Raw genomic sequence first — 12,843 nt, forward strand, 5'->3', positions numbered from 1 at the left:
GCAAAATAGCCAACAATCCGAAAAAAATTTCAGAGGGTTGGCTATTCATCGTGCGCACCGTAAGGGTGCGCTATTTTTTTATATTTCGGGCTTACAATGCACACCTAAAAAATTAACATTTTACGTATATTCAGATGTTATTCTCAAATTCTTCTTCAACCATTTGGTCTAGTCGTTCAATCATTTTTATAGCCTTTTCTTTCTCGATTTTTCGATAATGATGTTTGCCACCTTGTTCCTCGTCAGACTCATCTGCTAATTTGACAATTTCTTGTAACGGTGTTCTCGTGATATAACCTTTTGGCATATAAGAATCCGTATGAAATAAAATAGCAAGCGCAATTTCTTTAGCGATTATTGGATTTTCTCCTAGTCTAATCAACAATTTATGAGCTCTTTCCGCCCCTTTTATCGCATGAATATCATTCTTTTTATATAAATCATAATCCCATTTTCCATTACGATACCAAGTATAATGACCCATATCGTGCAGCAGTGCGGCTTTGGTTGCCAAGTCAGCAGATACTTTGTATTGTTTTGCTAATTTAAATGCGTGGTAGGCACAAGCGATGGCATGAGCAATTCCAGAACGACTCAGATATTTTTCCGCGATACGATGATTGAAAATTTGAATCAATGTTACGTGTCTCATGAAAATCACCCTTATTAAAATTATTATTTTGTATTATAAAACAGTTGGTGTTGTTTTGAAACAAAGAATAATATTTTTTTAAAAAAAGGGCGTTAGAAAATTTGACAAAGTGTACCTTTGATTTTGAAACAATAGACTTTCGGTATAATAAAAGGAATCTACCATGTTTATTGGAAAGAGTTAGTCCTAATAGCTGAACAAAAAAGGTGCATTCATCCAGAAACGGATGAATGCACCTTTTTACATAAGCGTGTTTTAGCAGCACATCCATTTAACAATGTTAAAACATGCCGTTCTTATTAGGGGATTCCTCTGGTATGGGTTGTCCTATATCCCACAATTCAACGATTTGGTTGTTTTGGAAACGGAAGATATGGACAACAGCTCCTCCAAGATCTTCTGGATTCTGCTTCACATGAGAGTGAACCACAACCGTATCTCTCTCTTGAATAGCAAGTTTGACCTCAAGTATTTTATGAGGGTTCATAGCTGCATTTTCTTCCATGGCAAGCATGAGTGATTCTGCATCGCCACGGAAATAGGGGTTGTGGTGACGAAAGTCAGGACCTACGTAGGTCTTGTATGCTTCATGAACTTTCCCTGATGCTACTGTTTGTAAAAAAAATACAGCTTTCTCTTTGAGTGAGAGGTTCGTTGTAAACTCCTGTTCCGTGCTCATTTCAATCATCCTATCCTTTTAAGAATTACTGTTTAGAAATAATAGAAGTACTAAATCCTCTCGGCCGTTATTTCCTCTTTTTTTATCGATGCTGATCGACAAGAATTTGATTCCCGTCTGGATCTTCAATGACAAAATGTGCTGGTCCCTCATTTGTTTCAGCTGCTGCAGTCAGCAGGTTTATTCCTTCAGCCTTAAGGTGCTTTTGAATGTCTCGAATGTCCGTAAATGATTCAAGATTCTCGGCATTTTCATTCCATCCTGGATTAAAGGTCAGAATGTTCTTTTCAAACATTCCTTGGAATAGGCCAATGATGCAATTTTCATTCTTCATAATAAGCCAATTTTGACTAATGTCACCACCAAAAGCTTGAAATCCTAGTTTTTCGTAGAATGACTTGGATAGATGAATGTCTTTTACGTTTAAACTTACAGAAAAAGCACCTAGGTCCATATTTTCTCCCCCTTTTTATATCCCTAAGATCTGGGCCAATTTCGCTTGATCAAATCCTAGAATAATTTCTTCACTATCTTCGTCTTTGATAATGGTTGCCGGCGTAGCAGCAGCACCTAGTTCAATAAGTTCTTGCAAATATTGATCGTCTTTCCGTATGTCTCTTTCTTCAAACTCAATCCCATTTTCTTTTAACCAAAGTTTTTCCGCATGACAAGGCGGACACGTCTCTTGCGAATAAATAATCACTTTTTTCATTTTATTACCTCCACTTCATTAATGTTATTGTACAATGAATTCTGTTTCCATGGGTACAATTATATACTTTAGACCAATATTTAAGGGAGTGACCTTCATTACAATAAAAAGCCTTGGGGCCTATTTCCATTTTGGCATCGAGATGGATGTGAGGTTAAATCCTTGTTTCCTGCAAACTTTTTCCCTTAAAATAGATGAGGAAGTCAGGGAAACATGAGTTAGAAGGTGAGAGATTTGCAAAGAAAGATTGGTTTTATTTATGAATTAATTTTAGCAGGAATAATTATTTTTTCTTTAATGGTTGATTTGCCCAAACAAGAAGATTTTGTTTTGGGCTGGTTTGTGTGGGGGCTTTTTGCCGCTGATTATGTGATTCGGTTTTTCTTAAGCAAGCAAAAATGGGAATTTGTCAAAAGTCATCCAATCGAGCTCCTTGCACTTATCCCTTTTGATCATCTATTTAGAACCATCCGTTTAATCCGATTAATTCGCTTAGTTAGGCTCGTCCTCGTAGTAAAAAGAAATAATTCGATTTTAGATCTATTAATTGAGAAATACCGCTTAGATAAATTATTTGTAACAGTTATTGCTTTATTATTTTTAACTGCGATTCCTATGACATGGATTGAACCCAATTTTCACAGCTATGGTGATGCTTTATGGTGGACAGTGGTAACGACAACTACCGTTGGCTATGGAGATTTATTTCCTGAAACAGCTGTCGGGCGAATAATTGCGAGTGTGCTTATGTTCGTGGGGATTGGGTTAATCGGGGTTGTAACCGGAACGGTAGCTTCGATATTTTCTAATAAAAAAGGGGACCTGCCTGATCAATTAAAATACGTAAGGGATAAGATTGATGATTATCCCTCTCTTACAGAACCAGAAATTCTTGTCATGATTGAACAATTGAAAGCTTATCAGAAGGAACAAAGCAATGAATGAAACCAGAAGGGCTTTAATTTGTTTTTATTTTTTTCAAGTACATCATATATTAAAGCATGACAAAATTCGAAATAAACCGCAAAAATTGCTCACTGCCATTTTGAAGCGAGGATTTATTAATTCTGGTAAAATTAATAGAAACCAAACAAGAAAGGACAGAACGCATGTCATTTTTAGAAAAAATTGAACCACACATACTTAGCGATGACTTTTTTATCCAAAAAACTGTTCTTCGTGCAATCCATGATTATCCAAACCTTCCGGTAGAATGGACTATCCAATTGTTGAAGAAAGCGTTTGAAGACAAAGAAGAGCAATCATCCATATTCATTTACATAGACAACCAAACCATGAATCAAGAAGCACTAGAAATGCTAATCGAAAATACTCCAAAGCTGGATCGAACAAAGGTACATCTAGTATTAAGTCTAGTTAACAAAGTAGATCCAGAACTTGCGTGGCAATTTAGAGAATCTCTTGAAGGATTTATTAGTGAGGATACCTGGGAGTTATATGAGCTGATTGTTAACGGAACGGAGGAAGCGATAAAAGGGGAATATGAAAAATACCTAAACCAACTTGAAAGCCTTCAATATTACGAGTATGTTCCATACATAAAAGCGAAAAAACTAGCCAAGAGTATCGTCAAAAATGGATGGATTTCTGCTAATGAAATTGACATAATTATTCAAGCAGAATTAAACGAACAATGGTTTTCCTATCGTGGGATATTGGCGGTTTATATGATTGGATTATTAAAAATGGATAAATATATCCCAACTTTGGCGAGCTTGTTGGTTCGAGATGAGGACATTTTATTGGAAGAGGCAGCCACGGCGTTAATTGCATTTCAAAATGATGATGTCGTTGAGGCAGTAGCACCTTATTTAAAGAAACGAGATTCTGTGATTTTTGCAACTTCTGTTGCCGAAAGCATTAAATCTGACCTAGCTGTTAAGTATTTACGTGAGGCCTACCATGTTACAGAAGATATAGACGATCAGGACATAATTGTCGAAGCACTCTGTTATCAGTTTTCAAGCGAAGCGTTGCCGGAAATATCCGACCATATGAAAAAGGGTCATGTGTCCCAAATTGTTGATCTAGAACAGACTGCTTATGGATGCTATTCCATTCTAGATGAGCACCACCCGGATATGGAGAGCTGGAAACAAGAAGCAGAACAGCGGGAGATGCACAATCGCAATGTAAGTAAGCAAGGAAGCCTCCTCGAAAGCATCCCCGTTCGAAACGAGAATAAAGTGGGTCGAAATGACCCCTGCCCGTGCGGAAGCGGCAAAAAATATAAAAAATGCTGCGGGAAATAGAAAATAAAGTGCCAGGCATTTCTTCTTCATGTTGATTCCCTTGCAGGGAAACTGCTATTGCATGGACCGTATGGTGTTACTAGCACCAACGGTCTTTTTTAATGGCTGTTTTCGTAACCTTTGTTGTTTTTCACAGAAATAGAGGTAATTCAGTGTAAAATTACACATTGGAAGCCATTTCATATGATTTATCTGCGGAAAATTAACATATATCTGCGATGCTGAGCAATATATCTGCGATGCTGAGTAATATATCTGTGATGCTGAGCAAATTAACTGCGAAGCTTAAAAAGGAGGGACACAGGCACCTCGTCCCAATTACTATTAATTGATAGCTGGACAAGTTGCCTGTCCCTTGACTTTTTCCGATGGCTGAATTTTCCGAAGTGGACAGTAAAATGTTCAAAATGGGCAATTTTCTTAACCGTGAATTGGCCAAATTAGTCTTGTTCAATTTTCCGTCAAAACATTTCAAACAAACTGTGAACTTATCACTATTGCCATGTTAGTAAAGTGAAGAATGGAATATAGTGTAACTATAAAGAACAAATAAATTTGAAGGGCGGAAAACAATATGTTTAACAAATTTTTAAGAGAAAAGAAAAGCTCTGCTGCTATCTTAACTATCATTCGTTTATATCTTGGCTATTCTTGGTTTACTGCAGGTCTTCATAAATTAACTGGCGGCTTTGATGCTGCAGGGTTTCTAAAAGGAGTTACAGCAAATCCCGTTAAAGGACCAGATGGTGCTTTAGTTTATAGCTGGTATGTTGAATTCTTAAATAGCTTTGCTTTACCAAATGTGGATGTGTTCAACTTTATCGTCCCTTGGGGCGAAACGTTAATTGGCCTAGGCCTTCTACTAGGATGCCTAACTACAGCAGCGATGTTCTTTGGCTTAGTAATGAACTTTTCATTCTTCATGGCCGGTACCGTATCTCACAACCCAACAGATATTTTCTTAGGCTTCATCATCCTCACTGCTGGATATAACGCAGGCAGAATCGGCTTAGACCGCTGGGTGGTTCCTTTCATCCGCAAAACGGCTAAGACCAATAATAGGGAACATAAAGTAGTGGCTTAACTTGTAGTAATAAAAAAGACGATTCGGACTCCGAATCGTCTTTTTTTATAATCACTCAGTGAACAGAAAATTGGACAGTATATTAGTTTACGAATTGGAACGACCGTTACCTTGTTTGCCGGAGTAACGGAACCAATTCTTGCCTGGCACGTTTTCTCATATCCAAATGATAATCAAACCAATACTTTACAATTGACAAAATGAACTGTAACGATTAACATTACAGTATGGCAACTGTAATCTTTTTTATTACATTTAAATATACTTGGCAAAAATACACTAAGGAGTGTGTAAAAGTATGGTGACTTTGTATACGACACCGAGTTGTGCTTCATGCCGAAAAGCAAAAGCTTGGCTTGAAGAGCATCAAATTGACTTTATTGAAAGAAACATATTATCTCATCCCATTACAGTCGATGAGATTAAATCGATTCTTCGCTTGACGGAAGAGGGAACTAGCGAGATTATTTCCACTAATTCGAAGGCATTCCAAGAATTAAACGTAAATATTGAATCTCTTCCGCTTAATGAACTGTATAAATTAATAATGGAGCATCCAAAAATGGTGCGCCGGCCAATTATTCTGGACGAAAAAAGATTACAAGTTGGATACAACGAGGACGAAATTCGTAGTTTTCTGCCCCGTAGGATACGAAACTATTTGTACACCGAATTGAAAAAAGCGGCCAATTAAAATGGAAAAGCAAGGGCAAAATAATTAGTCTTTACAAATAAAACCAAAACCTTAATATATAAATGTTGTTTAAAGGGAGGGAAAACTGGTGATTGAAGTATTCATGACAATAAATTATAAAGATCGAAATTACCATACCAATGTGATTGTGAAAAAAGAGATGACATGGGAAAAAATTAAGCAGATAGCAGAAAAGCAGGTCAAAAAACAATGGGATATTTAAATAAAGCTGCTTTGCTACGGACTTATAAAAGCTAGTGTTTGACTAGCTAATCTGTAATGATTAGTATTACAGTACGTTATTAATTTTAAAAAAGAAGCAGACAATAAACGTAATAGTAAAAAAAGTGAGAAGTTTATTGCTTAGGAGGCAATCACATGAATAGTGATTTTACCCTTGCCATTCATAGTTTAACTTTTCTTGCGCTACAGCCGGACCGCATGTCAACTAGTGATGCGATTTCAGAAAGTGCTGGCGTCCATCCAGTTCGCATTCGAAAAGTGCTAAGTTTGTTAAAAAAACATGGATTTATTAAATCAAAAGAGGGAACTGGCGGCGGATTTATTTTTGCGCTAGATCTAAGTGAAGTGAATCTTTGGGATATATATAAAATAACCTCAGAAGGTGCACTGCAGCCCAAGTGTCCTGAATCCAATGAAAAGTGTATTGTCGGCGCGAATATGCAAGGAGTCTTATGCAGCATTTTCTTTGGTGTGGAAGAGCATATGGGAGAATATTTAAAGGATTATACAATCAAAGAAGTTGTTGATCTTGTTAATAAGCGGCAGTGACCGGATATAGGACTGCAGACTTCTTTATATAAAATGTAATAAAAGAAATTACAGATCAATGAAAGCTGGCATATTCTAAGAAGAAACAAAAAAATTAAGAAGGTGAAAAAAACGATGTTCTCCAACGATCATACGATTTTAAAAACAGGTGATTGGATTAAGGCTGAATCACGGGATGGCGAATTAATAATCGGTTATATTGAATCACTTTCTAGTATCGAAGGAGTAGTGAAGATAACTGTTGTTTCAAGTGACAATAATCAAACGATTGGCAAAACCATACCTATTTTAAGTAAACGGGTGAAAAAGCTGCCTGTTTCTAATGTAACCAACAAGGCACAAATTGAATTTCTCCTGGACTTGGCATTATCAACAGGGGATAAGGAATGGTTTTTGGCGCTTTCTTCGGAATTAAACGCGATGAAGCAGCTTGTTAATGGAGTTCGTTAAAACTGCACAATGAAATACTGGTGCCTGACACCCGGTACGGTAATGCTTTAATGAATCAAGGTCCAGGCACCAAACTTCCCATTTAAAATCATTTCCATAAATAAAGTCTCAATGTAGGATTCAGCGCTAACATTTCTGTTCTTTTCATGTATAGTTAAGATAGAAAATAAAAAGGCAGATCGAATAGTGACGGCTTTTATTATGGGAGTGGAGGATATCGATGAGAAGAATGATTTTGTCGACAGAGAGTGGTGCAGATTTACCAAAAGATTTAGCGGATAAACATAATGTTCAAGTTGTCCCGATGCACGTCATCATGGATGGGCAGGATTTTTTAGATGGTTCGTTACCCGTAACGGATATTTATGACTATTATGAGCGGACTAAAAAAATACCGTCTACAACGTCCACAAATTCCCATGAATATCATGAATTTTTCACGAAAATAAAAAATGATTACCCTGATTGTATCATTATACATATTGGTTATACGTCAAAGGCATCTTCTTCCTTCCAAAATGCGGTCATCGCATCGGAAGAAATGGACGATATTTTTTTAATTGACGCTTTAAATGTGACAGGGGGTTTAACTGCTATTGTGATGTATGCAGTTACCTTGTTAGAGAAAGAACCAACGATTGAACCTGCAAGTTTAGTAGAGAAGATTGAATCTATCGTTCCTAAATCAAGACTGGCTTTCGTTCCTGGAAGCTTAGAATTCTTAAGAGCAGGGGGCCGAGTAAGTAATCTAGCTTATCTCGGAGGGGCCTTGTTAAAAATAAAGCCGCGCATTGAATTAATGGAAGGAAATCTTGTTTCAACCAAAAAATATCGTGGGAAAATGGATGTAATTTCAGAAAAACTAATGCGAGATTATTTAAATCAATACAACATTGATAGAGAACAACTATACCTCCTATACTCAATCGGACTTGATGAAAGTATTAAGGAGCGGATGGATGAAATGGCAAAAGAATCTGGTTTCAAAAATGTAAAATGGATGCAGGCTGGCGCTATGATATCTACACATGCGGGGCCTGGCGGCTTCGGAATAGCAGGCTTGGAAGTTTAGGAAGGATCAAAACTAATATCGATAAAGCAATAAAAAAGGTGCCCATCAAAGAAGATTCATCCTTGGTAAAGTTATTACGCTAGTTCCAAATTAATGAGGTAATTCCGTGCACCGGGGGTCATCCACAAACTTCAGAACCGGAGTGCTAGGCACCATTCATATACCGGATGGAGCATGGCACTTTTATTTCGTTTATTTTGCGGGCGAATTGGAAAACTAAATAGAACGTATTCAATGGATGGGGTGGAAAAGATGACGATTGTACGTCTCGGTTATGTGGCGATGAGCATGGAATTAAAGAATGCCTCCCCCTCACAAACCATGACTTTTGCTCAATTTCAAAAAATTGATGACCGTGAAGCCGCCATTCGCAAACTTGAACGTATAGCGCAATCCAATCTCCATAATACACTTAGGATTTTAAAGCACAATGCTGCATCCGACATCCATTTTTATCGATTAACTTCCCGTCTTATCCCGTTAGCAAATCACGAGGAACTTCTGGATTGGGATTATATAGGCCCGCTAAAATCCCACCTAAGTGAGATTGGCGAGTTTGTCCATAAAAACAAGATGAGAGTTGATTTTCACCCAGATCATTTTGTGCTGATTAATTCCCCAAAGAAAGATATTTTAAAAAACTCCATCCAAACGTTAAAACTTCATTATTTATTACTGAAGGGGATGGGGATTGACTCAGCACATCGATGTGTTATGCATGTAGGCGGCAATTATAAGGAGACGGAGAAATCACTGGAGCGTTTTGTTGATAACTGGATGGTCGTTCCGAGGTCCATTCAAAACATGATAATGCTTGAAAATGATGATACTTCTTTTACCGTGGAGGAAACACTCTATTTATGTGAAAAATTAGATATTCCGCTCGTATTTGATTACCATCATCACCTTGCCCATCATCAAAATATAGATTGGGAAAGTAACTGGACTCGAGTGATGGAAACGTGGAGGCACTCCCATCTCCCTATAAAAATGCATATTTCAAGTCCTAAAAGTGAAAAGGCTTTTCGTCATCATTCAGACTATGTAGACAATGATATGTTCTTCAAGTTTCTACAAGTGATTAAAGGCAGCATTCCGCAAATTGATTGTATGATTGAGGCCAAAAGAAAAGATGAAGCACTTTTTAAATTGATGGAACAGATTCGATCAAGGGAAGATGTTGAAATCATTGATGGTTCATCTTTTTATTTGAGGTGATGAAGAATTGGAGTGCCAGGCACCGTCCATAGATGACGACATGTCCAAAATAGATTTAAATCAGGCAGATCATAAGAAAGTAGCGAAAATAATTCAAAACAATGTATTAGGGTTTCATAATATTTGCATCTACTCAGTGAAGATGGACCAGAAGGATTTTTCTTTACCATTGCTGGCAGCGAGCATTGAAACAGAATGTCAGGACGGGGACTTTTGGTCAGTCCCCCGATAAACGAAAGCTTTAATACACTGGGGGACTGACCTATTTTTCCAGGGTTATTCCCTCGGTTCCGGCGTTCCCTGTCTAAAGAAAGGTGCGTTCAACTTCCAGCGGTTTGAGTGCTTTTGTGTTAGTAATGTAAATAAAGGCATCGTATCTTTTTGACATCCTCGATGGAACATAGTTACCTAGATGTTCATATTTCGGGCTGTATACGACTCCAATCGCACGGTGACCAATCGGATGGTTAAAGAGTTCTTTATTTTTGTCATTAAAAATTAAGATCTTATCAGACGCTCCCGCCTTATACATCAGGTCTTCCCAGCTGCCTGCTTCTGCTGGCGGCGTGATCATGATTTTTAAATTATCGCCCCATTGGTCAGCTGCAATGACAGAGCCCCGGTGTGTCCCGAATCCTACGATATATACATTTTCGACCCCTTCTTGCTCTCGTATAATTTGGCCAACATTAACCATTCCTTCTTTAGCCATGTCCGTTGCCCGGGCATCCCCTACATGGGTATTGTGCTCCCAGACAATTCCTTTTGCCTTGTTAGAAAAGAAGGACATAATTCGTTTGAGGACTTCAACCATATGGCGGTCCCGAATGTTCCATGACTCGGTACCGTCAACCACCATCGTCCGATAATAGTTCTCGGCATTAGCCGTAACAATCGCATTCGCCTCAAGATTTAACCCGCTTTCTTCATTTTCGGAGTAGGTATTTCTTTGTAAACAGATATCAGTTAGAAGCTTTACCACTTCGTTTCGACAATCTTCATTGTAAAAAGCAGCAGAAACACCATATTTTTCTGGCTGCCGTTTAAACGGTTCGAAACAGGCAAACGCATCTCGAGCTGCCTCAAGTTCCGGTGCCTTGGTTTTTTTCAAAAACATGAGAATTTGGTCCATCGATTCCCATAGACTATAGACGTCAATTCCATAAAAACCAACCTGCTTTTCACGTGGCTGTGATTGATTATATTGCTTCAGCCATTCAATGAAGTCAACGATTTCCTCGTTTGCCCACATCCACGTCGGCCAGCGGTTAAAGGCTTGAACGACATCACGGGCATGTGTGCTTTTACAATCCCACCCTTTGATATATTGATTTATTTGCTGACATGCGGGCCAATCTCCTTCCACTGCAATGAAAGTAAAACCTTTCTCCATGATGAGCCGTTTAGAAAGCTCCGCCCGTATTTTATAAAATTCCGAGGTGCCATGTGACGATTCCCCAAGTAAAACAAACTTCTGCTGTCCAATTTCCCGTAAAACAACGTCTAAATCCTCAATGTCCCCAAACGGCACCGCAAAATCCCTTATCAAATTAACAAACGCTTCCTCCATTTTTTCACCCTCCGAAGCTAAACAGATATCACCTAATAGGATGCTAAAATCCAGAGGTTTCATACATGGGTGAAGCACGGCATTCTGGAAGGTGCCTAGGACTTTTTTTTGCACTTTTTCCTTCTTCCTTAAAATTGGTATAATTAATGAATAATAAACAGAAACATATAATTCCAAGCATGATGTTTTGCTTGTGTAAAGTTGATGAATAAGGTTCGAACTTTTGAAACAAAGGATATAATTTTAGGAAAAAAGCATGTAGTAATGGTGACAAGTGTTGCCTTTGTTTTTGAAAAAATTGCACTTTCGGTATAATAAAAGGAAACAACGCAGACCAGAGATGAGGGAGATCAGATGTTGATTGTTATTGAAAATGATTGGTTGAAGGTGGAAATCAGTCCCAATGGGGCGGAAGTCCGCAAAGTGAAGCATAAGAAAAATGGGTTGGACTATATGTGGACGGGAGATCCTGCCTATTGGGGACGTGTCTCACCAGTGTTATTTCCGATTGTAGGACGTTTAAGAGAAGATCGCTATCAACTCGAGGGTAAGACCTACGACATGTCACAACATGGATTTTTACGTGATGTGGAATTTGAGGTGGCTGTGCAGAATTCAACAGAAGTTTCTTTTCGTTTCAGGTCTGGCGGAAGTTACCTTAATGTTTATCCTTACGAGTTTAAAGCGATTATTCGTTATACCCTAATGGAGGACAAACTTATTGTTGGTTGGGAAATTGTAAATGAAACCAAGGAAGAGATGTATTTTTCCATTGGTGCCCATCCTGCATTTAGAATTCCACTAGTAGAAAATGAAACTGCAGAGAACTATAATTTGCACTTTATTCCGGCTGCAAATAAGAATGTGAGGGAATATGAGATAGAGAATTCTCTGATTCGCGAGAAGGGAGTAGTCAATGATTTATCATCGATTCCACTCACAGACTCCCTTTTTGCGAATGATGCCCAAATTTTTAGTAATATTGATCAAGTTACACTGTCATCGAATAAGTCGAAACATGGTGTAGAAGTAAGGTTCGAAGGATTTCCGTTTGTTGGAATTTGGTCAAAATACACAGATGGTAAAATGGCTCCGTTTGTTTGCATCGAACCGTGGTACGGTATTGCTGATACATATAATACAAATGGAAACTTGAAAGAGAAATTTGGAATCAATAAGATTGAACCAAGAGGAGCATTCAGGGCAGAGTATATAATGAAGTTTATATAAGACAGAATATTGTGCCTGACCCCCGATGCGGTAATGCTTTAATGCACTGGGTGTCAGGCACCAAACTTGCTAGTTATCTTTCCGTTTCAGCATGACGAAAGTCTTCCCCGATTTCATAGACTTCATACCATTGATATGTAGGCGATTTAAACCACTCGTGCTTCGGCAAATAGACCAAGAATCCTTCATTGCCCTCAGCGTCAAGGAATGACTTAAATATTTTGACCGTTCCGAATCCAAACGTTCGATCCAAATATCCCAGTATCCCATCTCTGACAATTGATTTTTTCTCTTCCTTCTCCGTTTTATATTGATCCATGAGCCCGGTAATAAACATGCCCAACAAGACCAAAGTAATCGCGATTAAAACAAAAATAAACAACTGGAACATAAAAAACACGACCTCCATTATTAGTT

The 12,843-nt window shown here is 38.1% G+C and carries 17 protein-coding genes; 11 read left to right on the forward strand and 6 right to left on the reverse strand.

Annotation, left to right across the window (positions count from 1 at the left end; all coding sequences use genetic code 11):
- Positions 1 to 130: 130 nt before the first annotated feature.
- From ACIQCO_RS08535 to ACIQCO_RS08550, 4 genes are all read right to left on the reverse strand, one after another.
- Positions 131 to 652, reverse strand: coding sequence for an HD domain-containing protein (locus ACIQCO_RS08535; RefSeq protein ID WP_400427452.1), 522 nt, complete (start codon positions 650 to 652; stop codon positions 131 to 133).
- 280 nt (positions 653 to 932) lie between these two features.
- Entirely contained in the window at positions 933 to 1,331 is a 399-nt protein-coding gene (locus ACIQCO_RS08540; protein ID WP_400427454.1) for a nuclear transport factor 2 family protein, read from the reverse strand.
- Between the two features lie 82 nt (positions 1,332 to 1,413).
- Complete coding sequence (locus ACIQCO_RS08545; RefSeq protein WP_400427455.1) at positions 1,414 to 1,785, reverse strand: VOC family protein; 372 nt, start codon at positions 1,783 to 1,785, stop codon at positions 1,414 to 1,416.
- A gap of 15 nt (positions 1,786 to 1,800) precedes the next feature.
- On the reverse strand, positions 1,801 to 2,043 hold the full coding sequence (locus ACIQCO_RS08550) for a glutaredoxin family protein (RefSeq protein WP_400427457.1): 243 nt from the start codon (positions 2,041 to 2,043) through the stop codon (positions 1,801 to 1,803).
- Between the two features lie 234 nt (positions 2,044 to 2,277).
- On the opposite strand from ACIQCO_RS08550, the gene ACIQCO_RS08555 reads away from it, so the two are divergent.
- From ACIQCO_RS08555 to ACIQCO_RS08600, 10 genes are all read left to right on the forward strand, one after another.
- Entirely contained in the window at positions 2,278 to 2,988 is a 711-nt protein-coding gene (locus tag ACIQCO_RS08555; protein WP_400427458.1) for a potassium channel family protein, read from the forward strand.
- 164 nt (positions 2,989 to 3,152) lie between these two features.
- Entirely contained in the window at positions 3,153 to 4,316 is a 1,164-nt protein-coding gene (locus ACIQCO_RS08560; RefSeq protein ID WP_400427459.1) for an SEC-C metal-binding domain-containing protein, read from the forward strand.
- A gap of 574 nt (positions 4,317 to 4,890) precedes the next feature.
- On the forward strand, positions 4,891 to 5,400 hold the full coding sequence (locus ACIQCO_RS08565; RefSeq protein ID WP_400427460.1) for a DoxX family membrane protein: 510 nt from the start codon (positions 4,891 to 4,893) through the stop codon (positions 5,398 to 5,400).
- Between the two features lie 298 nt (positions 5,401 to 5,698).
- Positions 5,699 to 6,094, forward strand: coding sequence for a transcriptional regulator SpxA (gene spxA / locus ACIQCO_RS08570; RefSeq protein ID WP_400427462.1), 396 nt, complete (start codon positions 5,699 to 5,701; stop codon positions 6,092 to 6,094).
- Positions 6,095 to 6,182: 88 nt separating this feature from the next.
- Positions 6,183 to 6,317, forward strand: a complete 135-nt coding sequence (locus ACIQCO_RS08575; RefSeq protein ID WP_400427463.1) for a BA3454 family stress response protein — start codon at positions 6,183 to 6,185, stop codon at positions 6,315 to 6,317.
- Positions 6,318 to 6,472: 155 nt separating this feature from the next.
- A complete protein-coding gene (locus ACIQCO_RS08580) occupies positions 6,473 to 6,886 on the forward strand; it encodes an RrF2 family transcriptional regulator (protein ID WP_400427465.1) in 414 nt (137 codons plus the stop codon).
- Positions 6,887 to 7,000: 114 nt separating this feature from the next.
- Positions 7,001 to 7,336: an IDEAL domain-containing protein gene (locus ACIQCO_RS08585; RefSeq protein WP_400427466.1), complete on the forward strand. Its 336-nt coding sequence runs from the start codon at positions 7,001 to 7,003 to the stop codon at positions 7,334 to 7,336.
- 220 nt (positions 7,337 to 7,556) lie between these two features.
- Positions 7,557 to 8,408, forward strand: a complete 852-nt coding sequence (locus ACIQCO_RS08590; protein WP_400427468.1) for a DegV family protein — start codon at positions 7,557 to 7,559, stop codon at positions 8,406 to 8,408.
- A 252-nt stretch (positions 8,409 to 8,660) separates the two neighbouring features.
- On the forward strand, positions 8,661 to 9,626 hold the full coding sequence (gene uvsE, locus ACIQCO_RS08595) for a UV DNA damage repair endonuclease UvsE (RefSeq protein ID WP_400427941.1): 966 nt from the start codon (positions 8,661 to 8,663) through the stop codon (positions 9,624 to 9,626).
- Between the two features lie 40 nt (positions 9,627 to 9,666).
- Entirely contained in the window at positions 9,667 to 9,858 is a 192-nt protein-coding gene (locus ACIQCO_RS08600) for a hypothetical protein (protein ID WP_400427469.1), read from the forward strand.
- 72 nt (positions 9,859 to 9,930) lie between these two features.
- Here ACIQCO_RS08600 and ACIQCO_RS08605 read toward each other — a convergent pair whose 3' ends face one another.
- Entirely contained in the window at positions 9,931 to 11,196 is a 1,266-nt protein-coding gene (locus ACIQCO_RS08605; protein ID WP_400427943.1) for an erythromycin esterase family protein, read from the reverse strand.
- A gap of 354 nt (positions 11,197 to 11,550) precedes the next feature.
- Between ACIQCO_RS08605 and ACIQCO_RS08610 the strand changes: the two genes are divergently transcribed.
- Entirely contained in the window at positions 11,551 to 12,426 is an 876-nt protein-coding gene (locus tag ACIQCO_RS08610; RefSeq protein WP_400427470.1) for an aldose 1-epimerase family protein, read from the forward strand.
- Between the two features lie 73 nt (positions 12,427 to 12,499).
- Here the strand turns inward: ACIQCO_RS08610 and ACIQCO_RS08615 are convergent, their stop codons facing one another.
- Positions 12,500 to 12,817: a hypothetical protein gene (locus tag ACIQCO_RS08615; RefSeq protein ID WP_400427472.1), complete on the reverse strand. Its 318-nt coding sequence runs from the start codon at positions 12,815 to 12,817 to the stop codon at positions 12,500 to 12,502.
- Positions 12,818 to 12,843: the final 26 nt, after the last annotated feature.

This window comes from Neobacillus sp. NPDC093127 (genome assembly GCF_044754175.1).
Lineage (GTDB): Bacteria > Bacillota > Bacilli > Bacillales > Cytobacillaceae > Neobacillus.